The 22,994-nt window shown below is 33.2% G+C and carries 23 protein-coding genes; 17 read left to right on the forward strand and 6 right to left on the reverse strand.

Translation table 11 applies throughout. The features are described from left to right. Positions 1–36 precede the first annotated feature (36 nt). Positions 37–1,197: a thioredoxin family protein gene (locus CHRY9293_RS09795; protein WP_162032806.1), complete on the reverse strand. Its 1,161-nt coding sequence runs from the start codon at positions 1,195–1,197 to the stop codon at positions 37–39. Between the two features lie 266 nt (positions 1,198–1,463). On the opposite strand from CHRY9293_RS09795, the gene CHRY9293_RS09800 reads away from it, so the two are divergent. Then, positions 1,464–3,059, forward strand: coding sequence for a helix-turn-helix domain-containing protein (locus CHRY9293_RS09800; protein ID WP_162032807.1), 1,596 nt, complete (start codon positions 1,464–1,466; stop codon positions 3,057–3,059). 326 nt (positions 3,060–3,385) lie between these two features. On the opposite strand, the gene CHRY9293_RS09805 is transcribed toward CHRY9293_RS09800, so the two are convergent. Together CHRY9293_RS09805 and pruA are read right to left on the reverse strand one after the other, a co-directional pair. Continuing rightward, positions 3,386–3,595: a hypothetical protein gene (locus CHRY9293_RS09805; RefSeq protein ID WP_162032808.1), complete on the reverse strand. Its 210-nt coding sequence runs from the start codon at positions 3,593–3,595 to the stop codon at positions 3,386–3,388. Positions 3,596–3,725: 130 nt separating this feature from the next. Continuing rightward, on the reverse strand, positions 3,726–5,351 hold the full coding sequence (gene pruA, locus CHRY9293_RS09810) for an L-glutamate gamma-semialdehyde dehydrogenase (RefSeq protein ID WP_162032809.1): 1,626 nt from the start codon (positions 5,349–5,351) through the stop codon (positions 3,726–3,728). A 395-nt stretch (positions 5,352–5,746) separates the two neighbouring features. On the opposite strand from pruA, the gene CHRY9293_RS09815 reads away from it, so the two are divergent. From CHRY9293_RS09815 to CHRY9293_RS09875, 13 genes are all read left to right on the forward strand, one after another. Further along, the gene (locus CHRY9293_RS09815; protein ID WP_162032810.1) at positions 5,747–6,109 is read left to right on the forward strand and encodes a hypothetical protein; all 363 of its coding nucleotides are present in this window, start codon (positions 5,747–5,749) and stop codon (positions 6,107–6,109) included. Positions 6,110–6,257: 148 nt separating this feature from the next. Next, on the forward strand, positions 6,258–6,560 hold the full coding sequence (gene ureA / locus CHRY9293_RS09820; RefSeq protein WP_122546692.1) for an urease subunit gamma: 303 nt from the start codon (positions 6,258–6,260) through the stop codon (positions 6,558–6,560). 10 nt (positions 6,561–6,570) lie between these two features. Then, the gene (gene ureB / locus CHRY9293_RS09825; RefSeq protein ID WP_162032811.1) at positions 6,571–6,939 is read left to right on the forward strand and encodes an urease subunit beta; all 369 of its coding nucleotides are present in this window, start codon (positions 6,571–6,573) and stop codon (positions 6,937–6,939) included. 1 nt (position 6,940) lies between these two features. Continuing rightward, positions 6,941–8,662, forward strand: a complete 1,722-nt coding sequence (ureC, locus tag CHRY9293_RS09830) for an urease subunit alpha (RefSeq protein WP_162032812.1) — start codon at positions 6,941–6,943, stop codon at positions 8,660–8,662. A 68-nt stretch (positions 8,663–8,730) separates the two neighbouring features. Next, entirely contained in the window at positions 8,731–9,381 is a 651-nt protein-coding gene (locus CHRY9293_RS09835) for a hypothetical protein (protein WP_162032813.1), read from the forward strand. Then, a complete protein-coding gene (ureE, locus tag CHRY9293_RS09840; protein WP_162032814.1) occupies positions 9,371–9,880 on the forward strand; it encodes an urease accessory protein UreE in 510 nt (169 codons plus the stop codon). The genes CHRY9293_RS09835 and ureE overlap by 11 nt, the downstream gene beginning before the upstream one ends. Continuing rightward, positions 9,873–10,571 carry an urease accessory protein UreF gene (locus CHRY9293_RS09845; RefSeq protein WP_394351032.1) on the forward strand — a complete coding sequence of 233 codons (699 nt, stop codon included), beginning with the start codon at positions 9,873–9,875 and terminating at the stop codon, positions 10,569–10,571. The genes ureE and CHRY9293_RS09845 overlap by 8 nt, the downstream gene beginning before the upstream one ends. A 48-nt stretch (positions 10,572–10,619) precedes the next feature. Continuing rightward, positions 10,620–11,258 (forward strand): urease accessory protein UreG, encoded by a 639-nt coding sequence (ureG, locus tag CHRY9293_RS09850; protein WP_122546697.1) that lies wholly within the window; start codon positions 10,620–10,622, stop codon positions 11,256–11,258. Further along, complete coding sequence (locus CHRY9293_RS09855; protein ID WP_162032815.1) at positions 11,259–12,047, forward strand: urease accessory protein UreD; 789 nt, start codon at positions 11,259–11,261, stop codon at positions 12,045–12,047. Between the two features lie 13 nt (positions 12,048–12,060). Further along, entirely contained in the window at positions 12,061–12,762 is a 702-nt protein-coding gene (locus tag CHRY9293_RS09860; protein ID WP_162032816.1) for a hypothetical protein, read from the forward strand. A gap of 27 nt (positions 12,763–12,789) precedes the next feature. Beyond that, positions 12,790–13,677, forward strand: a complete 888-nt coding sequence (locus CHRY9293_RS09865; protein WP_162032817.1) for an urea transporter — start codon at positions 12,790–12,792, stop codon at positions 13,675–13,677. Beyond that, positions 13,678–15,921 carry a TonB-dependent receptor gene (locus tag CHRY9293_RS09870; protein ID WP_162032818.1) on the forward strand — a complete coding sequence of 748 codons (2,244 nt, stop codon included), beginning with the start codon at positions 13,678–13,680 and terminating at the stop codon, positions 15,919–15,921. 87 nt (positions 15,922–16,008) lie between these two features. After that, positions 16,009–16,896, forward strand: a complete 888-nt coding sequence (locus CHRY9293_RS09875) for a helix-turn-helix domain-containing protein (protein WP_162032819.1) — start codon at positions 16,009–16,011, stop codon at positions 16,894–16,896. 4 nt (positions 16,897–16,900) lie between these two features. Here CHRY9293_RS09875 and CHRY9293_RS09880 read toward each other — a convergent pair whose 3' ends face one another. Genes CHRY9293_RS09880 through CHRY9293_RS09890 form a run of 3 tightly spaced genes read right to left on the reverse strand, consistent with a single transcriptional unit; the run spans position 16,901 to position 18,643 of the window. Beyond that, positions 16,901–18,007 carry a DNA topoisomerase IB gene (locus tag CHRY9293_RS09880; protein ID WP_162032820.1) on the reverse strand — a complete coding sequence of 369 codons (1,107 nt, stop codon included), beginning with the start codon at positions 18,005–18,007 and terminating at the stop codon, positions 16,901–16,903. A gap of 9 nt (positions 18,008–18,016) precedes the next feature. Beyond that, a complete protein-coding gene (locus CHRY9293_RS09885; RefSeq protein ID WP_122546704.1) occupies positions 18,017–18,184 on the reverse strand; it encodes a phosphatidate cytidylyltransferase in 168 nt (55 codons plus the stop codon). Positions 18,185–18,205: 21 nt separating this feature from the next. Beyond that, positions 18,206–18,643 (reverse strand): DUF6526 family protein, encoded by a 438-nt coding sequence (locus CHRY9293_RS09890; protein WP_162032821.1) that lies wholly within the window; start codon positions 18,641–18,643, stop codon positions 18,206–18,208. Positions 18,644–18,902: 259 nt separating this feature from the next. Between CHRY9293_RS09890 and CHRY9293_RS09895 the strand changes: the two genes are divergently transcribed. The 3 genes from CHRY9293_RS09895 to CHRY9293_RS09905 all read left to right on the forward strand — a co-directional run bounded on the left by CHRY9293_RS09895 (position 18,903) and on the right by CHRY9293_RS09905 (position 22,974). Continuing rightward, on the forward strand, positions 18,903–20,672 hold the full coding sequence (locus CHRY9293_RS09895; protein ID WP_162032822.1) for an aminopeptidase P family protein: 1,770 nt from the start codon (positions 18,903–18,905) through the stop codon (positions 20,670–20,672). A 329-nt stretch (positions 20,673–21,001) separates the two neighbouring features. Beyond that, entirely contained in the window at positions 21,002–22,387 is a 1,386-nt protein-coding gene (gene mnmE, locus CHRY9293_RS09900) for a tRNA uridine-5-carboxymethylaminomethyl(34) synthesis GTPase MnmE (protein ID WP_162032823.1), read from the forward strand. Positions 22,388–22,620: 233 nt separating this feature from the next. Beyond that, positions 22,621–22,974: a helix-turn-helix transcriptional regulator gene (locus tag CHRY9293_RS09905; RefSeq protein ID WP_162032824.1), complete on the forward strand. Its 354-nt coding sequence runs from the start codon at positions 22,621–22,623 to the stop codon at positions 22,972–22,974. Positions 22,975–22,994 lie beyond the last annotated feature (20 nt).

A 22,994-nucleotide genomic window follows, 5' to 3' on the forward strand; every position in this document is an offset into this window, starting at 1 on the left:
CAAATATTTTTTGCGGATTTTTTTGTATTGTTTATTTTAAAGTGTTTTTAATAGATTTTCAGTATCTGAAAAGTCTTCTCCTGTTTTTTTTGCTAGTTCAATTGACTTTTCAGCCCAACGTTTAGCATTTATTTTATCTCCGGTCTTATTATAAAGATTGGCTAATGTATCGGTATTAGCATAGTTTTCATTTTTCTTTACAGACTCTTGTGCCCAAGCTATCGCTTTTTCTAAAGAAGATTTTGTATTGACATTTTCAAAAAAGTTCCATGCCATAGAGTTGAGTTCTTCAGCACCTATTGTAGAATAATCTTTATATAATTCTAGGCTCAGTTTCTCGTATGTGGTAATATCTTTATTTTTTAAAGCTTTGGTTATTTTGGCTCTTTTTAAAATTTTATCAGCCTCTTCTCTACTTAAGAATTTTTGAGTTTCTGCCATAAAATAATTATCGTTCCAAGTCTTTGTATCAGCATTATATGATTTTTTAATGATGGTATTTAAGATGGTGTTTTTATCAAAGAATTCATATCGATCTGCTGATATTATTTTGATGATGTCTTCTTTTTTCGTTTGGAAAATTTTATACAATGGACTATCCGTACTCTGAAGTCCCATTAATAAAATTTGTACATCTTCTTGATCCATTGTTGGTTTTTCCTGAAAATAGCGATCTAAAACTTTACCGGAAAATTCGACATCGTTATAAACGGTAAGGGAAGCAAGGTTTTTTAAAAATTCAGGATCTTTTTCACCATTTTCAAATTTCTGTTTTAATGAGGCAAGTCTTTTATTGGGATCTTCTGCATCTTTTGCAAACTGAATGAAATCGTTTTCTTCCACATAGCCTAATGTCCTATGTATTTCTTCACCGTCTCCATTAATAAATAAATAAGTAGGGAAGGCCTTTACATTGTATTTTTTTGCTAAGTCAAGTCCTTCTCCTTTCTCCATATCTATTTTTGTGTTAATGAAATGAGAATTATAATAATCACCAACATTTTGGAGTGGGAAAATATTTTTCACCATTAACTTACAAGGCCCGCACCATGAAGCATAGGCATCAATAAAAATAAGTTTATTTTCTTTTTTGGCCTTGGCAAGAATACTTGCAAACTTTCCTTCATCAAATTGTATTCCCTGTGCAAATATGAATGTGCCCATGAACAAAGAGGAAAATAAGATTAGTTTTTTCATAATTTTTTTGTTGAGTTACAAATGTACTCATTAAGTTATCAAATAGGTTATGCATTTAACAATAATTTTATGAGGTTTTATTTTGAAAAGTCAATTGATTTTGAGATCTATTGTTTAATAATTTATTTGTTTGTGGCTATTTGTAAGAAATAAAATAACATGTTGTACCTAATAAAAATAAAATATCATTATTTTTGGAGAAACAAAAAGACACCACTACCAAAATGATGAATTATTATAAAAATAACGTAATAATTTATTGACGCATGTCCAAAAGTCTGTTGAAAATTGTCTTTTTGTTTGTAATGATTCTGCTTCCAGCCCAAGAAAAGAATATTTTTGATCAGGTTTACGAAAAAAGTATAAGTGAAATCCATAAAAAGGAAGCTTCTCAACTAATAAAGAGGGCCGATTCATTATATATATCGGCACAAATGCCTTTAGATAAAGTAAAGGTACTTATGACCTCTGCGAATGCTTATCAACAACTTGGAGATATTAAAAAGTCAATTTGTTATGCAGAAAAAGCAAATATGGGGATAAATCATGTTGACAATCCTGAATGGGGAGCAAGAATACAGTTATTTTTAGCTCAAAAATACCGGTTAGTAGGTCTTTATGAAAGATCGAAAAAATATACTTCTGAAGGATTCCAGCGTACGAAAGCAATAGAAGATTCTGCAATTTATTATCAATTATTAGGAGAGTTATATCAGGAAATGGCTTACTATGAATCAAATGTTGGAAATCATGAAAAAGCTATATATAATCTCAAACAATCCTTATGGGCTTTCGAAAAAGTTAATGATCCTACGATTGTTTATCATATCGCTAATTCATATCAGTTGTTAGGTGGAATCTTTTCAAAACAGCAAAATTATGAACTTTCTGAAAAGCATTATATTAGAGCTGATAGCTTATTACAAGGGTCTTCATTTCTGTCAGGATGGATTTATAATGGTCTAGGAGAAATTAGGTTGAAGCAAAAAAAATGGGCTGAGGCTAAATTGTATTTGGATAAAGCAGAGCATATTGCAGAAAATTTCACTCATTTTGATCTAAAAAAAGCAGTATATGCTAATATCAATGATTACTATGAAGGAATCAATGATTCGTATAAAGCATCTTTATATACCAAAAAATATGTGAAAGTTTATGATGAATCGAATATTAAAAATCCTATTTTTTCAAGAGATGTAACCACAACGAGTAAAAGAATGGTGCATATCAGTATTGTCAAAAATATTATGATTATTGCTTTATGTATGATATTGATTTCATTAATTATTTTTTTCAAAGTAAGACAGAAACAACAACATATAAAATTTAAAAGTATCATCAGGAAGCAAAAGAAACAAAATCAAGATCAGGATGTAGTAGAATTATTTCATATTGGAGATGTATCTCGGATGAATACTGAGTATATAAATGATAATGTAATCAAAAAACGTAATGAGTCTCTTATGACTTCCGAAACGGAAGCGAAACTTTTAGAACTTCTTGATGATTTTGAAAAAGGACATCTATATAATAATAAAAATATGTCTCTTCCTTTTCTGGCAGGAGAACTGAATACCAATACAAAATATTTGTCTTACGTAATCAATCAACATAAAAGTGTAGATTTTAAGACGTATATTAATCGTTTAAGGATACATTATATTGTTGATAAACTTGTACATGATGAAAGATATAGACAATATAAGATTAGTATTCTTGCTGAGGAATGTGGGTTTTCTTCTCATAGCAAATTTGCGTCTGTTTTTAAAATAGTAACCAATTTTTCACCTTCTGTATATATAAAATTATTAGAATCTGGGAATAATCAGGAAAATAATATTCATTTTCCTGAAAACAATTAAATAATATACGAATAAGGGGTATCCGTCCTTTTCATTTTCAGGAAAACGGATAATCATTTGTTATAAACGAGGAAGCTGCTTTCCTATATTTGCAGCGGTTTTAGAGTTAAGGGGTTCACGCAATGATTGACCATATCTAAAACTAATTTACTCATTAGGGTAAAAACTAATATCACACCATGAATCCTTAATAAAACTTAGCATGAGTACCTTTTACTGCATTGGAAATAACTATTTTTTCTATACAATAATTGGGGTGATTACCCCAAGGTTTTCAGTCAAGTTTTTTTAAGTACAAAACCGCAGAATTCCTGCGGTTTTGTTATTTATTTATTTTTAGGAGTGTCTTTTTGTACATGTATGGTATCGGGAACGGTTTGTACAGGTTCTGAGTGAGCAACAGCACTATCTCCAAGATTGTTTCGTAAAGCTTCTTTATTATGTTCTTCTTTGAACTCTTCTCTATTTTGTTTTTTATCTGCACAGCTGGTTAAAAATACTAAGCTTACTATAGGAATTACTAATAAGTTCTTCATAATTATTTTTTTAATGTTTGGTTATTTTCAAATATAAAGAATGTTTTCTTAATGTAATGTTTTCAAACAAAAAATCCGCAGATTAAAACTCTACGGATTTTTATTATTTTTAAAATGGTGAGATTCTTTCTTATCCCAAATATGGATATTTATAATCTTTTGGAGACACAAAAGTTTCTTTGATACTTCTTACAGATGTCCATCTTAGTAAGTTCATTTTAGAACCTGCTTTATCATTGGTTCCTGATGCTCTACCTCCTCCGAAAGGCTGTTGACCTACTACGGCACCTGTTGGCTTATCATTGATATAGAAGTTTCCGGATGCATTTTCTAATGCTTTAAATGCTTCATTAATAGCATAACGATCTTGTGCAAAAACAGAACCTGTTAATGAATATGGAGAAGAAGAATCTACTAATTCAAGGGTTTCTTTCCAGTCTTTATCTTCATAAACATACACAGATAAAATAGGACCGAAAATTTCTTCTACCATACTTTCGTATTGTGGATTTGTTGTTTCGATTACGGTAGGATTCACAAACCATCCTTTAGAATCATCTACTTTTCCACCAATAGCTATCTTGGCTTCACCTGATGTGCTAGCTCTGTCAATATATCCTTTACATTTATCAAAAGAATTTTTGTCGATTACCGCGTTGACAAAATTTGAAGGATCCTCAGGAGAACCAATTTTAATAGAAGCAATCTGAGTTTCCATCACTTTTTTCACATCAGCCCAAAGAGACTGAGGAATATAGGCTCTTGAAGCTGCAGAACACTTTTGCCCTTGATATTCGAAAGCACCTCTTACTAAAGCGGTAGCTACTGCTTCTACATTAGCAGACGGATGAGCAATTACAAAGTCTTTTCCTCCAGTTTCACCCACAATTCTTGGATATGTTCTATAATTATGAATATTGTCACCGATCATTTTCCACATTCCTTGGAATACTTTGGTAGAACCAGTAAAATGAAGTCCAGCAAAATCTTTGTGAGCTAATACTTTTTCTGCAGTATCTTTTCCATCTGTGAAGATCATGTTGATTACTCCTTTTGGAAGACCAGCTTCAGTTAAAACATCCATGATTACTTTTGCAGAATAAATTTGTTTATCCGAGGGTTTCCATACCACGACATTTCCAAGCATTGCCATACATGTCGGAAGATTTCCTGAAATGGCTGTAAAATTAAAAGGAGTTACTGCAAAACAAAAACCTTCAAGAGGTCTGTATTCTACACGATTCCAGATTCCTGCGTCAGAAACTGGTTGTTCAGAATACATTTCTGTCATGAACTCAACATTGAATCTTAAAAAATCGATAAATTCACATGCAGAGTCAATCTCGGCCTGATGTACATTTTTAGATTGTCCTATCATCGTTGCAGCGTTGATTACATCTCTGTAAGGTCCTGCGAGTAGATCAGCTGCTTTTAAGAAAATAGCAGCACGATGTTCCCAACCTAATTCATTCCATTCTTTTTTTGCTGCTAATGCTGCATTAATGGCTTCATCAACATGTTGCATAGTACCTTTATAGTAAAAACCAAAATCATGAGCATGATCCTGAGGAGACTGAAGCTGAACTTTTTCATCTGTTTTTACTTCTTTACCGTTGATGATCATAGGAATTTCTATCTTCTCGGCCCACATTTTTTTGTATTGAGCTATAAGGCTTTTTACTTCTGAAGAACCTGGAACATACGAATTTACGGGTTCATTTACGGCAAATGGTACTTGCGAAATTGCTTTTGACATATTATGTTGTATTATTTTAAATTGCTTAAGGATATTAAGTATACAAATTTACGATAATTAGAGAAAAGAAAAAATAGGATCTATTTTTGTAGTCGGTGATGTGATATTTTCCTATTTATAGAAATGTCATTTTTCGAAACATAAAAGATAAAATGATTTCATTTTTCTGGTATATAAAGTAAAAATATTTCACTTTACTTATGGCTATTATACTTTAAATATAGAGTATTAAGATGGTTTATTTGTTATTTGTATGTGTTTAAATATGAGTTGATTATTGTGTGTGTTGAGATAAAAGGTATTCTAACTTGTTGTGATTTTGAACATTTTAAATAACCTTTTTGATAGCGTGTGTTTTTTTTATGTTTTACTTTTACATAACACTTATGAAAGGTATGAAAAAAAAGATATTACTATTTTCTGTCGTGCTATTTTGTACGATCTTATGTGCCAGTTTTGGGGTATATAAGAAAGATAGTATAGATTCTTCTCAGCCTTCCTTAAAAGATCACTTTTCACAAAAAACTAATAAAAATATACAGTCAGAAATATCTAACGTATTTTTTATTGATGATTTATCAGATGTTAATGATGTCGAGAAAGTAAAATTTGATTATTCGATTGTAGGACAGCAATGGTTAGACTACTTTTTTGAAAATTTTTCTTTTGATACTCCTATTTTGACACTTAGCAGCTATGTTCACATCTTGGCTCCTCGATACATATTGTATCATTCTTTCAAAATTGCCGACTGCTAATCTTTTTTCGTATTCTATTGATCTTTACGATTTGTATCTAGATACAGATCTGTAAGACTCATTCCCTTTTTTTGATTTTATCTGTATTCCCATTTGTCTTTTCAAAAGACAGACCGATATCGTATGTCCAATTTTAAATATAAAAAATATGCATTTAACACCTAGAGAAACAGAGAAGCTTATGCTATTTATGGCTGGTGAGCTTGCCTTGAAGAGAAAAGACCGAGGTCTTAAACTAAACTATCCTGAATCTGTAGCATTGATTAGTCATTTTTTGCTTGAAGGAGCAAGAGATGGTAAAAGAGTAGCAGAGCTTATGCAAGAAGGAGCTAATCTTCTTACCAAAGATGATGTTATGCCAGGTGTGGCAGAGATGATTCATGATGTTCAAATAGAGGCCACTTTTCCGGATGGAACTAAGTTGGTTACAGTACATAATCCAATCCGTTAATACTTTTAATATGATACCAGGAGAAATTTTTGTAAAAGAAGGAACTATTATCTGTAATGAAGGCAGAAAAACAGTTAAAATAAAAGTAATAAATACAGGTGATAGACCTATTCAAGTGGGTTCACACTTTCACTTTTTTGAAGTAAATAAAGCGATGAGCTTTGATCGTGAAGCATCATTTGGAAAAAGATTAAATATTGTAGCCAGTACGGCTATTCGTTTTGAACCGGGGGAAGAAAAAGAAGTCGAATTAGTGGAGATTGGTGGGAATAAAGTGGCGAGAGGCTTTAATAATCTTGTTGATGGTTCTGTACATTCTGATGATCAGAAAAAAGTAAGTCTTGAGAAAGTAAAAGAATTAAATTTTAAAAATCATTAATATGAGTTTACATGTAGATAGAAAACAATACGCCAATATATTAGGTCCCACAACAGGAGATAAAATCAGACTTGGAGATACGGAGATTATTATTGAAATTGAAAAAGATTTCACGTATTACGGGGACGAAGCAGTCTTTGGCGGAGGAAAAACAGTTCGTGATGGAATGGGGCAAAATGTTACGGCAAAAAGAAATGAAGGAGTTCTTGATCTTTGTATTACGGGAGCTGTAATTATTGATCACTGGGGAATTGTGAAGGCGGATATAGGAATTAAAGATGGCAAAATTGTAGGAATAGGAAAAGCCGGAAATCCTGATACGATGGATGGAGTTTCACCTAATATGATTATAGGTGCTTCTACGGAAGTACATGGAGGTAAAGGATATATTGTAACAGCTGGAGGGATTGATACTCATATTCATTATATCTGTCCTCAACAGATTGAGACGTCTTTATATAGTGGTATTACTACCATGATTGGAGGAGGAACAGGTCCAAATGACGGTACTAATGCTACTACTGTTACTCCCGGAAAATTCAATATGCAAAAAATGCTAGAAGCTGCTGAAGAATACCCTATGAATCTTGGATTCTTTGGAAAAGGAAACTGTTCCGCTGAAGAGCCTATTGAAGAACAAGTGGAAGCAGGAGCATTGGGGGTAAAAATTCATGAAGATTGGGGGGCAACTCCTGCAGTGATTGATGCTGCTTTAAAAGTAGCCGATAAATATGATGTACAGGTGGCAATTCATACAGATACCCTTAATGAAGGAGGGTTTCTGGAGGATACCATGAGAGCTATTAATGGAAGAGTAATTCATACTTTCCATACAGAAGGAGCAGGAGGTGGTCACGCTCCAGATATTATTAAAGCTGCCATGTACCCTAATGTCCTTCCTGCATCTACCAATCCAACACGTCCCTATACGGTTAATACGATTGATGAACATTTGGATATGTTGATGGTTTGTCATCATTTAAGTAAAAATATTCCTGAGGATGTAGCCTTTGCAGATTCTCGTATTCGCCCTGAAACCATTGCAGCAGAAGATATTCTTCATGATATGGGAGTTTTCAGTATTATGAGTTCGGATTCTCAAGCTATGGGAAGGCCCGGTGAAGTCATTACGAGAACTTGGCAAACGGCAAGTAAAATGAAGGACCAAAGGGGAGCTTTACAAGAAGATGAAGGGGCAGAAAATGATAATTACCGTACCAAAAGATATGTGGCAAAATATACGATCAATCCGGCAATTGCCCATGGAATTTCAGACTATGTAGGTTCTATTGAGGAAGGTAAATTAGCCGATTTGGTTATCTGGAAGCCTGCATTATTTGGAGTGAAACCTGAAATGATTGTAAAGGGAGGATTTGTAATTGCTGCTAAAATGGGTGATCCGAATGCTTCCATCCCAACACCACAGCCAATTATTTATAGAAATATGTTTGGAGCACACGGAAGAGCAAAATATGGAATTTGTGCCAATTTCGTTTCTCAGATCTCCATAGACAATGGAACAATAGCTGAGTATAAGTTGGAAAAAATGATTCTTCCGGTAAAAAATTGTAGAAATATTTCTAAAAAAGATCTTATTCATAATGATAAGACTCCTCTTATTGAGGTTAATCCAGAAAATTACAAAGTAACGGTTGATGGTGAATATGTCACATGTGAACCTGCTGAAAAATTACCTTTAACTCAATTATATTATTTGTTTTGATGTGCAAGGAAAGGCTCGGTGCTTTTCCGAGCCTTTTTAAAACTAACTATTTAATATTTTCTAGATCAATGAACAATTTTAATAGAACCGCTTTTTCCCTAGCCCTAGTAGGATTGTCTATGGGTTCAGGGTCGATAAAAGCACAATTTTTAGGAGGAAGAAGGTTAAAGGATGATGAGGATGGACCAAAAGGGCAGTTTATGGTTTACGGATCATTAGATTATTCAAAAATAACGACACCTTCCACGAGTAGTAGTACGGTTTCGAGTGCGCCTCTTGGAGTGGGATATTTTATTAATAATAATGATTTGATTGGGGTTAATTATGCCTATTCACAAAATGCAGTTGATCATAATGTAATATATAAACAAAATGAAGCCGGAATTTGGTATAGTCCCTCCGTAATGCTCGGAAAATATTTTGTGTTGATTGCTCAGGTTGATGCTCATTATGTTTGGGGACAACAATTAACCGCCACTGCCGAATCAATGGAAAGCTTTAGTGGATATCGCCTTCGTGCTTACCCTTTAATTGGAATAGTATTAGGAGGAGGTTGGGCGTTGAAGTTTAAATTCGCAGAACTTTCGATGCTTCAAACGAAAACAAAGCAAGAAGGCTGGACAAAAAACTATGTTGCCGGGATCAGTGGTTCCACATTTGGGGTTGGGATTTCCAAAAACTTTGACTTCAGAAAAAAATCAAAAACAGATGATAATTAACGAAACAATAGGTAATCTTATCCAAAACCCCACAACAAAACCTGTGGATTATTTGGATTTGGAATGGTTTGAAACGACGAAGAGAATTCAACGTAAAAAAACCAGATTAGGGATAGATATTGCCATAAAGTTCCTAAGAGAAGGTCAGCGATTAAGAGAAGGAGATATTCTTTTTGAAGATAATGAAAAGGTAATTGCGGTTAATATTATGGAGACGGAGGCTATTGTAATGTCTCCCGTTTCTTTACTGGAAATGGGAACCGTATGTTATGAAATTGGAAATAAGCATATCCCGCTTTTTATTCAAGATGATAAAGTCTTATTGCCTTTTGAAATGCCTATGTATAGATGGCTGGAAGCAAGTGGTTTCAAACCTGAAAAACAATTTGTTAAGCTTTTAAATCTCTTGAAATCTAATGTAGAACCTCATGGGCATGGAAGTTTAGGCTCAACAATTTTTACTAAAATTTTAAAAATGGCAGCTCCAAAAGATGAATAATTTGAATATAAACTTTTTGTCGGGATTATTGCACCTATCTGACCCGACATTACCTATCGGAGGGTATACCCATTCCAATGGATTAGAAACATTTGTCCAGCAAAGAATTGTTCATGATAGGATCACAGCAAAAGAGTTTGTTGGAAATATGCTTCAATATAATCTTAAATATAATGATGGGGCGTTCATGAAATTAGCATATGAAGCGGCGCAAAATGGAGATTTGGAATTACTTTTAAGCCTTGATAATGAGTGTAATGTTGTAAAGTGTCCAAAAGAAATTCGTCAGGCAAGTCGGAAATTAGGACTTCGACTCATTAAAATTTTCAAAAGAAGGGAGAGTTTTTCTTTAATGGAAGCCTATGAAAAAGCAATCCAAGAGAATCAAGCAAATTCTCACTATTGTATTGTATTTGGAATCTATGCTTATTTAATGAAAATACCTTTATATGAAGCACTTTTAGGCTTCTATTACACATCGGTAGCGGGAATGATTACCAATGCGGTTAAACTCGTTCCTCTTGGGCAACTTGATGGTCAGGATATTCTATTCTCTTTATATCCGATTATGGAAAAGATTGTTTTAGAAACAATTGAGGTAGAAAGAGACTTGGTAGGGCTTTGCAATACATCTTTTGACATTAGGTGTATGCAGCATGAAAGACTTTATTCAAGATTGTATATGTCTTAATGATAAGAAAAACTAATACTCATAATTAATAACAAAAATATAATCAAAATGGAAAACAGAAAATATATAAAAGTAGGAGTAGCTGGTCCTGTAGGTTCAGGAAAAACCGCTTTATTAGAGCGTTTAAGCAGAAAGCTATATGGAACTTATGATTTGGGAGTGATCACTAATGATATTTATACTAAAGAAGACGCAGAATTCATGGCTAAAAATAGTCTTTTACCTCATGATAGGATTATTGGTGTGGAAACTGGAGGTTGTCCTCACACGGCTATTCGTGAAGATGCCAGTATGAATTTGGAAGCAGTGGATGAACTTGCAGCACGATTCCCGGATATAGAATTGGTGCTTATAGAAAGTGGAGGGGATAATTTATCTGCTACATTTAGTCCGGATCTTGCGGATGTTACTATTTTCATTATTGATGTAGCAGAAGGTGAAAAAATCCCAAGAAAAGGAGGTCCTGGAATTACGAGATCAGATTTATTGATTATTAATAAAATCGATCTTGCTCCACACGTAGGTGCTAGTCTTGAAGTGATGGAAAGAGATGCCAGAAGAATGAGAAATGGAAATCCTTTTGTGTTTACTAATCTTAAAACAGATGAAGGACTAGATAAAGTAATTGGATGGATCAAGAAATATGGTCTTTTAGAAGAATGTGAAGAACCGAATTTGGTAAGATAAATGAATAGCCGTTTACATCTCATTGCAGGATTTAAGGCTGGAAAGTCTTATGTAAAAGATTTGTATGTTTCACTTCCTTTCAGGGTTGTTTCTGTGGGACAGCGTAAAAGTGATGATAAGCTTTATCAAATGATTATGAGCTCTTCTCCCGGAATTTTGGATGGAGATCATTACCATTTGGATATCTCTGTAGAAAAAGGAGCTTCATTACAATTACAATCGCAATCTTATCAACGATTGTTTAATATGAAAGATAAAGCTGTTCAGGAGCTCCATATTTCTATGGAAGACGATACCTCTTTTGCGTATGTACCTCATCCTGTGGTTCCGCATGAAGATTCCAATTTTAAAAGTCAGGCAAAAATCCATATCGGGAATAATAGTCAGATTATTATGAGTGAAATCATTACTTGTGGAAGAAAGCATTATGGAGAGGTTTTTAAGTTAAAACGTTTTCAAAACCTTACGGAAATTTATCATCAAAATAAATTAGTTCTCAAAGATAATATACTTATTCAACCAGATTTGATTCCTATCAATAGCATAGGAAATCTTGAAGAATATACCCATCAAGGAACCCTTATTTTTTATACAACCAAAGAACATGTACATAAAGAACACTTGATTAATACTATTATTGAATCAGCTGGAAAATTTCAAAATAAAATGGAAATAGGGGTTTCCGAGATGGATGATAATGGATTTGTCGTAAGATCTTTAGGATATGGAGGTGAAATGATGTATGAATTTTTTCTTCATATTCAGGAGATTCTATGGGAATTAAATTAAAATAACTTGAAAAATGGACACTACAATTTGGGCACTTTTATTAAGTGCGATATCGATAAGTTTTATTCATACCGCTTCCGGGCCAGATCATTATTTACCTTTTATTGTGATTTCAAAATCAAAAAAATGGAGTGGAATGAAAACCACAATTCTGACCGTAGTTTGTGGATTAGGACATGTTTTAAGCTCTTTAATTTTAGGCTTCATTGGTGTTTTTTTAGGATGGCAGCTGAATAAGATCTCATGGTTTCAAGATTTAAGAGGAAACTTCTCAGGCTGGGCTTTATTGGTTTTTGGAGGAGTTTATTTGGTGTATGGATTAGTTCAAGCTATTAGAAATAAACCTCATAAACATTTTGACGTTATGGGCGATGAGGTATATGTTTACGAACATAATCACAATGAAATGGTAATGCCTCAAAAAAGAATAAGGGTAACGCCGCTTGTACTTTTCATGATCTTTGTGATGGGACCTAGTGAGCCTCTAATTCCCTTACTTTTTTATTCGGGTGTGAAGCATTCTATGTATGAGATTATGGTTTTGGTTACATCGTTTACGGTAACAACAGTTCTTACGATGCTGGGAATGGTTCTTTTAGGGCGCTATGGATATTCAACATTATTTAATACCGAAAAATTAGAACGCTATATGGGAGTGATAAGTGGTGCCGTAGTCACAGTATGTGGAATCGGAATGGTGTTTTTAGGTTGGTAAAAATGATCAATTATAAAAATTAAATTTATGGATAAATTTTTTGAAAAATTTTCTTTTCTCGATTATATTTTAAAAGGGGTTGGACAGATCATGCTTCAGGAAAATCGTTGGACAGGACTCTTATTCATTATAGGGATTTTCTTAGGAAGTTGGCAAGGGGGAACTGCTGTTTTATTATCGACATCAGTGGGTACGTTGACGGCTATGAAGCTAAGATATGAAAAATCTGAAATTGAAGCCGGTTTGTATGGTTTTAGTGCAGCGTTGGTAGGAGTAGCATTGTCTTTTGTATTTCAAACCACATGGTTGATTTGGCTTCTTATTATTGTGGGTGGAGCGTTGGCAAGTATTATCCAACACTTTTTTATTAAAAGAAAAATTATGGTATTTACGTTTCCATTTATTATTATAACATGGATTTTCGTATTTGTATTGCATAATTTCACTCAAATTCCCCCTTCTGAAATGATTTCTTCTACAGCAGAAGCGGCGGATTATAGTGATTTTCTTACCTGTACTAATGCTTTTGGTGAAGTCATTTTTCAAGGAGGAATCATGTCAGGAGTTATTTTCTTTATCGCTGTATTTATCAGCTCACCAGCTGCGGCATTATATGGTTTTGCGGCTTCCATTTTAGGAGCTTATATCTCTCATGTGAATGGTGAACCGATTGAAAAAATTCATATGGGATTATTTGGATTTAATGCAGTTCTTTCTGCTATTGTTTTTTCGGGGTTTAAAAAATCGGATGGTTTTTGGGTGCTCTTAGCAGTGGTATTGACTGTTATCATTGATGATTTTTTAGTCGATCATAATGTATTAAATGAAGTAGGAGGAGTGCTTACTTTCCCTTTTGTGCTAGGAACATGGATCACTCTTCTCATTGGCAAAGTGGTTCTAAAAAAAATAAATTAAATGAAAACAGGTATAGTGGGACTGTTTTTAGCTTTATCTATTTTTGGAAAGATCAAAGCTCAGGAAGCAGAGAAGCATATGCTCATAAAAGATGCAGAAGATAAATTTCCTATTGCAGATGCATTAATACAATTTGATCATGGCAATGCTCATACTCATTCCGGGACAGATGGTTCATTTCAATTTTCGGTAAAAACTTTTCCCGATACTTTGGTCATTAGTCACAAAGGATATGATGAGATGAAGTGGGTAACGACAAGTCCGGAGGATGAAAATAAAGTTATTTTTTTACAACATGCACCTTTTCAAATTTCTGAAGTGGTCATTAATCACAGTTCATTTTTATCGGATATTACCAAGGTTGATTTGAATAAATTTCCCGTCAATTCTGCTCAGGATTTATTAAGAAAAGTTCCGGGGCTTTTTATTGCCCAACATGCAGGAGGAGGAAAAGCCGAACAGCTTTTTCTTAGAGGCTTTGATGCTGATCATGGAACGGATGTCAGCGTAAATGTGGACGGGATGCCTGTAAATATTGTTTCTCATGCTCACGGGCAAGGGTATTCGGATCTTCATTTTGTCATTCCGGAATCAGTTAATAATATTGATTTTGGTAAAGGAGCTTATTATGTAGATAGGGGAGACTTTAATACAGCGGGCTATGTAGATTTTAAAACATATAATCAATTAAAAAATAGCATGGTGAAGTTGGAAGGAGGGTCTTTTAATTCCAAAAGAATATTAGGAATGTTTAATATCCTTCATGATGAGGTTAATAGAAAAAATGCTTATTTGGCGGCAGAGTATAACTATACAGATGGTCCTTTTGATGTAAAACAAAACTTTAATAGAATCAATATTTTTGGGAAATATAATCAATGGATTACGGATCGTGATTATTTTAATATTCAGTTTTCAACATTTAGTTCTTCATGGAATGCTTCGGGACAAATTCCTGAACGTGCAGTTGATGAAGGAATTATTAGTAGATGGGGAAGTATAGATCCTACTGAAGGCGGAAAAACTTCTAGAACGAATATACAAATGAATTTTAAGCATATTATTTCTCCTTCTGAGCAGATTGATGCTATGGCTTTTTATTCAAAATATAATTTTAATCTCTATTCTGACTTTACTTTCTTTTTAAAAGATAAAGATCATGGGGATGAAATTCAACAAACGGATGGTAGAAATATATATGGAGCCCATCTTACATATTCCAAACATTTTTCACTCCCGAATAGTTCATTACATTGGACGTCAGGAGTAGGATTCAGAAATGATGATATCAATACACTACAACTCAATCACGTTTATCATAGAGATTTGCTCCTTAATAAGCTATCAGATGTAACAGGAATAGGAACGAATCTTTACGCCTATTCCGGAATCATTTGGAAAACAGGAAAATGGACTATCAATCCTGGATTAAGAGTAGATCATTTTATTTTTAATATGCATGATATATTAGATCATGAGCAACTTCCTGCCGGAGGATCTACTGAAGCAACAAGAGTAAGTCCCAAATTGGATTTTTCTTTTGCTCAAAATGAAAATGTAATGTGGTTTTTAAAAACAGGAATGGGCTTTCATTCCAATGATTTAAGAGTTGTGGTCCCTCATAAGAATGAAAATACTCTTCCTTATTCTATGGGAGGAGATTTGGGAGTAAGGTTGCATCCTTTTAAATCGCTGATCATTACTCCTACCGTTTGGTATATGTACTTACAACAAGAGTTTGTATATGTTGGAGACGATGCTGTGATTGAACCTTCCGGAAAATCGAGTCGCTTTGGAGCCGATTTGGGAATCCGTTTTCAACCTCTGGAGAATCTCTACTTAAATGCGGATGTTAACTATTCTCATGCTCGGTTTATTCAAGAAGAAAAAGGACAAGATTATATTCCATTGGCACCTGTAGTAACAAGTACAGGTTCTATTAACTGGGATTTTCTTAAAGGTTTTTCTATAGGTATGCAATATCGTTACTTAGGAGCTAGGCCTGCTGTAGAAGATAATAGTATCAGAACCCAATCCTATTTTGTAAATGATCTGATGCTTTCCTACGCTCATAAAAAATGGGGAGCTAATATCCAAGTGAATAATCTTTTCAATGTACAATGGAACGAAGCACAATTTGCCACAGAAACCCAGCTAAAAGGAGAGGCTGAACCGATTACAGATCTTACATATACGCCGGGAAATCCGTTGGGGCTAAAAGTAGGGGTGTATTATAAGTTTTAGCTGCTATTATTCTTTTTATTAATAATCTATTGGAAAACTTAGTTCAGCATTAAATTTGTATATATTTAATTGATTTTAATTCAAGAGATGGAAGTATTATCTAATTTTCAGTATAAGAAACTTTTTCTTTCCAATATTACAGAAAAGATATTAGCCAATAATGCGGATATCCAACTTTATCGACTGGAAGATTACCTGAAAGGTATTCTAATGCCTGTTATTCCTTATCGTACGACATTTAACTTTATTATTTTCGTAACGAATGGATCTATTAAACAATACCTTGAAAATGATGAATATCATGCAGAAAAAGGAGGGGTTATTTTCATTAAGCAAGGAACGATTACTGCTACCTTAGAACTTTCTGATGATATTGAAGGATTTTTTCTAGCGTATGAAAATAATATTTTATCTGAACAAGAGCTTCCGAAGCATAAAACCAGTATTTTTTTTATGACTCCTTTTTTGAAGCTAGATAATCTTACTTATGAAACCCTTACTCAATGTCTCCTGATTATGGAGCAGGAACTATGGCTGAATAAACTTAATACGAATGAAGTAGTGATCACGATGTTGCATTTAATTTTGATAAAAATGTTAAGTACAGATTCCGATGTACATCATAAATCGTCAACACGCCCTATGGAATTATCATTACAGTTTAGAGATTTATTATTTAAGTATCATATTGGAGAAAAGCGAGTTACATTTTATGCAGATAAATTGTCTGTTACGGAAAGCTATCTGAATAAATGTGTGAAAGATGTTACCCAAAAATCACCAAAACAATGGATTAATGAAATTGATGTTAATTACAGTAAGGCTTTACTTCATTCGAGTAAAGATATAGCAGAAATTGCGTATGATTTAAATTTTCAAACAGCATCTCATTTTACTCAACTTTTCAAAAAAATTACAGGAATTACTCCTAAAGAATATAGAGTACGGTTTTTAAAGAATAGAATTCCTATTTAAATCGTTATAATTGCTCGTTTTCCAACATTGTAATAACGAGTTGTTCTTCTTTGGTAAGATCTGCCTTTCCGTCATTTTCTTCTATTTTTTCTAACTGATCAAGATATTTTTTGATGGTATTGTTTTCATAAAGATTAATAACAAGAGGATGGACATAATATTTTCTACAAACAGCTGTGGTATTGCCTAAATGTTTTGCGACCATATTGAGTGCTTCATTTACTTTCTTTTTGTATTGAGTATTATTCTCAGCATATCCAATTTCTTTAAAAGCGATTAGTGCATTTACTGTTCCGGACCATGTTCTAAAATCTTTAGCCGTAAAATCTTCACCACTGATCTCTTTAATATATTCGTTGACCATTCCTGAATCTATAGAATGACGTTGACCTTCTTCATCAATATATTGAAATAATTCTTTTCCCGGAATATCCTTACATTTTTGGATTAACCTGGATAATCTTTTGCTTTTTAGGTCAATGTGATGTATAATTCCTTTCTTTCCCTTGAACTCAAAAGTAATTTTTTGTCCCTTAATTTGAACATGTTTATCTTTTAGTGTTGTAAGGCCGAAGGAACCATATAGCTTTTCATAGATATTATTTCCAATACGGATATTAGTCCGTTGCATTATACTGATAATAAGAGCAAGAATCTTTCTTTTATCAAAATTTCTTAATGCTAAATCCTGTTCAACCTGGAGCCGTATGGTAGGGAGTGTATATCCAAACTGAAGCATTCTATAGAATTTGGTATGATTTCTTAACGCATTCCAAAGACGATGATATCGATATTGTTTTCGTCTCTTAGCATCAAAACCAGTAGCTTGAAGGTGTCCGTTTTCCAAAGCACAAATCCACACATTTTCCCATGCCGGAGGAATAATGAGTTTATTTATTCTTGTAATTTCTTCTTTATCCTTGATCTTTTCACCTCCTCTATAATAAATATATTTTTTGCCGTTTTTTTTTCTAGTAATTCCGGTTGTTTCTGCATCGGAGGTATATACAAGATGTACCGCCTTTGCAGATGCTACCGGATCTTTCATGATTTTCACAATTTTAGAAGGCCTTAATTGAGAAATAATTTCCAAGTCGTTGTTCTTCTCCATAAGAAATGGTTAAGAGTTTTTACCCTTCGAAAAGATTAAAAAAAGAATGACAACTACCGCAACAACTAAAAAAATTCCCCACCACATTCCTGCCTTAAAAATTGTTTCTACTGCTTCACAACCGGTTAATGTAAATAAACCGAGTGCTACGATACTGTATAAAATCCACTTTTTCATAGTAAAGATTTGGTGTTTTGTTTAAACTCTGTGATGGTCAGCTTTCCATTTTATAATAGCTTTCTTAATTTGGTGTCCTGAAATATTCTCTTTGAGTGCTCTTTCTAAAAGAATTTTAAATTCATCATCAGAAGCGAATCTGAGAGCCGCAATTTGGCTGAATCTTAGTTTTTCCTCCACTTCATTAGATCTTACATTATATATCTCAAAATATCTTTGCTTAAATTCTAAGATAATTATACGATCTTGGAGTCCTAATGCATAATGTTGTCTAAGCATAATAGAGAGATAAAAAATCAGAAAAATGACAATGGAAAATAGAACCCATAGGAGTTGATTGTCCGGATCACCCCAGATTTTATATACTCCAATTCCTTCCAAAATGATCAATAAAGGCAGAAATATAAAATGATGAGGAGCATAAAATTTTCTGTGATTTTTATAGTTCTGATTTTCCATAATAAATAATGCAGCAATAATCTTTCCAAAAACTTAAATAATTTTCATTTATTTTTAATTTTAATATGAATATTTATGGTTTTTGTTCTTTTTTTTGATTTTATTTTTCATTATTGATGTTGAAGTAAATACCTCTCTTTTATATTTTCTGATCATATGATATCATCATTATGGAATAGAAGATTCATGAAAAAACAGCCATTTATTATGAGTTTTAGACTTTAAATTTTTTGTAACTTTCGGTGTTAAAAATTAAAGAATGACTTCAAAGGAAAAAATAGCCGCACTTCGAGAAGAAATGCAGAAAAATAATGTTGATGCATTTATAGTATATTCTGCTGACCCCCATATGAGTGAGTATTTGCCTGAAGAATGGCAAGAAAGAGCTTGGTTATCGGGTTTTTTAGGTTCTGCAGGTTTTGTAGTAGTGACTCAAGATAAAGCGGGACTTTGGACAGATGGAAGGTATTTTACCCAGGCTGCTATTGAATTAGGAGGTTCAGGTATAGACCTTTTTAAAGATGGTATGGAAGGAACTCCTCATTATATAGATTGGATCATTTCTGAAATTCCAAAGCATGGAAAAGTAGCAGTAAATGCAATGGCCACTTCTCATGCCAACTGGGAATCTCTCTTACAAAAATTAAGTTCAAAAAATATAACTCTTGTTGATCTTCCTCTTTTACAAGAAATATGGAAGGAAAGGGGAACAGCATCGAAAAATCCCATATTTGTACATCCCTTGAAATGGGCAGGGAAATCAGTTACAGATAAACTTTCTGCAATCCGTCAAAAAATGAAAGAGCAGGAAGCTACGGTACATATTATTTCCAGTTTGGATGATGTCGCTTGGACCTTGAACTTAAGAGGAAGCGATGTGGAGAGTAATCCTGTATTTTTAGGATATATTGTCATTACTAAAAATGATGCGATTCTATTTACTGATTTAGAAAAGCTGGAATCGGATGCAAGAAAACAGATGGATGATTCTCTTGTAAAAATGATGCCGTATGAAGATTTTTATCACTATTTAAAAGAGTTCAAAAATGAGAGCGTATTAGTTTCTCCTAATAGTAACCAATCCATTTTTGAGGCTTTAAATCATCATAATCAATTCATTAAATCAGTGGTACCTGGAAATTTAATGAAAGCGCAGAAAAATGAAACTGAGTTGGAAGGATTTAGGAAAGTGATGGTAAGAGATGGGGTAGCCATGGTAAAATTCTTATATTGGTTAACTCATAACGCAGGAAAAGAAGCCATGAGTGAATATTCTATTGGTGAAAAACTGAGAGGATTCCGTGCAGAAGGTGAGAATTTTGTGGGTGAAAGTTTTGGAAGTATCATTGGATATAAGGATAATGGTGCTATCATGCATTATTCTGCGAAAAGTGAAGGAAGTAAAGAAGTGACCAATGATGCTAGTATTTTGATAGACTCCGGAGGTCAGTATCGTGAAGGGACGACAGACATTACAAGAACGTTAGCTTTAGGTGCTGTTTCAGATGAATTTAAGAGAAATTCTACGTTAGTTCTTCAAGGTTTAATCCGTTTATCAATGGTGAAATTTCCAAAAGGAACGAAAGGAGTTCAACTTGACGCTATTGCAAGGCTGCCTTTATGGATGGAAGGAAAAGACTACAATCATGGAACTGGACATGGCGTTGGAAGTTTTATGAATGTTCATGAAGGTCCTCAAAATATTAGAAAAGACATGAATCCACAAGAACTTTTGTTAGGAATGGTTTGTTCCAATGAACCAGGATATTATTTGGAGGGAGATTATGGAATACGTCATGAAAATTTAATTGCAGTCAAAGAGTCCGAAAAGACCATTCATGGTACGTTCTATGAATTTGAAACCCTCACGTTTTGTCCATTCTTTAAAGATACTATTGTGAAAGAAATTCTTTCCGAAGAAGAAATTTCGTGGCTGAATAGCTATCATAAAAAGTGTGAAGAAAAGCTTGGTCCTTATTTAGAAGGTGATCATAAAAAGTGGTTTTTGGAATTGGTAAGTCCACTATAAGAGTGGAAGAATTTTATAAACATAAGTTTTAAAATAAATAATTAATGCCCTGTACAATATTGCAGGGCATTTTTTATATGGTGTTTTTACGGATATAATTTTAGGGTTTCCCCTGAAAAAAATTAAAGAAATTATTGACTATCTTAGTGTTAATAAAATAACACCAATCATATCTTCATATATCATTAAATTAAAAACTGCAAAAATCATCTCTTTTTTGAGGTGATTTTTTATTTCAATGTAATATATAAGGATATTCGTATTTAAATTAATGGTGGGTTATATCATACTATACGATTCATTGCGATTAAAAAGCGTAAATTTGCAGTATGAATAACGATACCATTTGTGCTCTGGCTACTGCCAATGGAGTAGGGGCATTAGGGATTATTAGGATCTCTGGAAATGATGCTTTGCCTATTGTTCAAAAGAGTTTTCCTGGAAAAAAATTAGAAAAGCAAAAATCCCATACGATTCATTATGGGTACTTTATGGATGATGTTGAAGTAATTGATGAAGTTATGTTATCCATTTTTCTTGCTCCTAAAAGCTTTACCACAGAAAATTCTGTAGAAATAGCCTTCCATGGTTCCCCCCATATTGGAAAGCGTATTCTTGAAACATTGATTAAAAATGGAGCAAGAATGGCTAAAGCAGGTGAGTTTACTCTTCGTGCTTTTATTAATGGAAGAATCGATCTTTCTCAAGCCGAAGCAATTGCTGATGTTATAGCTTCTGAAAATGAGGCTTCCCGAAAAGTAGCAATTAATCAATTAAAAGGAGGAATTACCAATGAAATATCGTTATTAAGAACTGATTTATTAAATTTTGTTTCATTGATAGAGCTAGAGCTTGATTTTGCAGAAGAAGATGTAGAGTTTGCAGATAGAAAAGCTTTAAATCAATTACTGAATAAAATAGAATCAAAATTGACCTCTCTGATTGAAAGTTTCCAATATGGAAATGCAATTAAAAATGGGACAGCTGTTGCTATTATCGGAAAACCCAACGCCGGGAAATCCACATTATTGAATGCCTTATTAAAGGAGGAAAGAGCTATTGTTAGTAATATTGCAGGAACCACCCGAGACACCATTGAAGAAGTTCTTCATATTAAAGGTCATGCTTTTCGCTTAATTGATACTGCAGGATTACGAGAAACAGTAGATGAAATTGAGGCTATTGGTGTGAAAAAAGCTAAAGAAAAAGTTGAAAATGCCAATATTTTGGTGTATTTGACGGATGCAGGAACCGTTGATTTTTCGGAAGATATTGAAATGATAAAATCTTTATTGAGAGAGGATTTAAAATTGATTATTTGTGCTACAAAAATTGATGAGGTCATTCCGACACAATATGAAAAAGTCGAAGATCTATTAAGAAACCATATTTCTCATGATTTTGACTTCATTAAAATTTCTGCTGTTGAAAATCAAAATATTCAAGATCTTAAAAATGAATTGTCTTCTTATGTAGAACAGTTGAAAGCCTCAGAAAATAATGTGGTGATCACCAATCAACGCCACTTTGAAGCGTTACAAAAATCTTTAGACGCGGTACATAAGGTAAAACAAGCTATTTCATTTCAGATTTCGACGGAATTACTAGCTTACGAATTAAAAAATTCTCTGGAATCTCTTGGTGAAATTTCTGGCGAATTCACTAATGATGAGGTATTGGGGAATATTTTTTCGAAGTTTTGTATCGGAAAGTAACACCCACAAAACAAACAATAACAAAACAGATAATAACAATCATTAAGCCTTATTAATAGGGCTTTTTTTGTGTTTACAAACTTACTGCTTATTTTGTAATATATCGTTATATTATGTTTAATTTTGTACCTTTGTTGTACCTTTAGCAATGAGGTACAAGAATTAGTAGTTAAAAGGTGAGATTATGGCACTTAATTACCCTTAATTACTCTTAAAGATATTTAAAGACATTAATGGCAAGTAAAATTGAGATACAAAAGCGATGTGAGTACTGTAATGAGATATTTACAGCTAAAACAACCGTAACAAAGTATTGCAGTCACAAATGCAACCAAAGAGGCTATAAAGCCAAAAAGAGAGATGAGAAAATACAGATTGCTAAAACAGATGTAATTAAAAAAGAAGCTGAGTCAATTGATATGATAAAGGCAAAAGAGTTTTTAACTGCAAAAGAAGCAGCAATACTTTTAGGTTTTTCTGTTCGCACTGTTTACAGATTGATTGATAACGGAAAATTAAAAAGCGTAAACCTTGCAGAGAGATTAACAAGGATTAAAAAATCTGAATTGAATAAATTAATAGACTAAAAATAAGATTGTTTTTAACA

This window comes from Chryseobacterium potabilaquae, from assembly GCF_902728265.1.
Classification (GTDB): Bacteria; Bacteroidota; Bacteroidia; order Flavobacteriales; family Weeksellaceae; genus Chryseobacterium; species Chryseobacterium potabilaquae.

Coding starts and splice junctions, on each gene's coding strand:
- ureG (WP_122546697.1), top strand. CDS start 10,620: ATGGAAAACAGAAAATATATAAAAGTAGGAGTAGCTGGTCCTGTAGGT.
- CHRY9293_RS09885 (WP_122546704.1), bottom strand. CDS start 18,184: ATGAAAAAGTGGATTTTATACAGTATCGTAGCACTCGGTTTATTTACA.
- pruA (WP_162032809.1), bottom strand. CDS start 5,351: ATGTCAAAAGCAATTTCGCAAGTACCATTTGCCGTAAATGAACCCGTA.
- CHRY9293_RS09860 (WP_162032816.1), top strand. CDS start 12,061: ATGGACACTACAATTTGGGCACTTTTATTAAGTGCGATATCGATAAGT.
- CHRY9293_RS09895 (WP_162032822.1), top strand. CDS start 18,903: ATGACTTCAAAGGAAAAAATAGCCGCACTTCGAGAAGAAATGCAGAAA.
- CHRY9293_RS09905 (WP_162032824.1), top strand. CDS start 22,621: ATGGCAAGTAAAATTGAGATACAAAAGCGATGTGAGTACTGTAATGAG.
- CHRY9293_RS09845 (WP_394351032.1), top strand. CDS start 9,873: ATGAATAATTTGAATATAAACTTTTTGTCGGGATTATTGCACCTATCT.
- CHRY9293_RS09875 (WP_162032819.1), top strand. CDS start 16,009: ATGGAAGTATTATCTAATTTTCAGTATAAGAAACTTTTTCTTTCCAAT.
- CHRY9293_RS09865 (WP_162032817.1), top strand. CDS start 12,790: ATGGATAAATTTTTTGAAAAATTTTCTTTTCTCGATTATATTTTAAAA.
- CHRY9293_RS09870 (WP_162032818.1), top strand. CDS start 13,678: ATGAAAACAGGTATAGTGGGACTGTTTTTAGCTTTATCTATTTTTGGA.
- CHRY9293_RS09800 (WP_162032807.1), top strand. CDS start 1,464: ATGTCCAAAAGTCTGTTGAAAATTGTCTTTTTGTTTGTAATGATTCTG.
- CHRY9293_RS09880 (WP_162032820.1), bottom strand. CDS start 18,007: ATGGAGAAGAACAACGACTTGGAAATTATTTCTCAATTAAGGCCTTCT.
- CHRY9293_RS09890 (WP_162032821.1), bottom strand. CDS start 18,643: ATGGAAAATCAGAACTATAAAAATCACAGAAAATTTTATGCTCCTCAT.
- CHRY9293_RS09855 (WP_162032815.1), top strand. CDS start 11,259: ATGAATAGCCGTTTACATCTCATTGCAGGATTTAAGGCTGGAAAGTCT.
- ureB (WP_162032811.1), top strand. CDS start 6,571: ATGATACCAGGAGAAATTTTTGTAAAAGAAGGAACTATTATCTGTAAT.
- CHRY9293_RS09805 (WP_162032808.1), bottom strand. CDS start 3,595: ATGAAGAACTTATTAGTAATTCCTATAGTAAGCTTAGTATTTTTAACC.
- CHRY9293_RS09835 (WP_162032813.1), top strand. CDS start 8,731: ATGAACAATTTTAATAGAACCGCTTTTTCCCTAGCCCTAGTAGGATTG.
- mnmE (WP_162032823.1), top strand. CDS start 21,002: ATGAATAACGATACCATTTGTGCTCTGGCTACTGCCAATGGAGTAGGG.
- ureE (WP_162032814.1), top strand. CDS start 9,371: ATGATAATTAACGAAACAATAGGTAATCTTATCCAAAACCCCACAACA.
- ureC (WP_162032812.1), top strand. CDS start 6,941: ATGAGTTTACATGTAGATAGAAAACAATACGCCAATATATTAGGTCCC.
- CHRY9293_RS09795 (WP_162032806.1), bottom strand. CDS start 1,197: ATGAAAAAACTAATCTTATTTTCCTCTTTGTTCATGGGCACATTCATA.
- ureA (WP_122546692.1), top strand. CDS start 6,258: ATGCATTTAACACCTAGAGAAACAGAGAAGCTTATGCTATTTATGGCT.
- CHRY9293_RS09815 (WP_162032810.1), top strand. CDS start 5,747: ATGAAAAAAAAGATATTACTATTTTCTGTCGTGCTATTTTGTACGATC.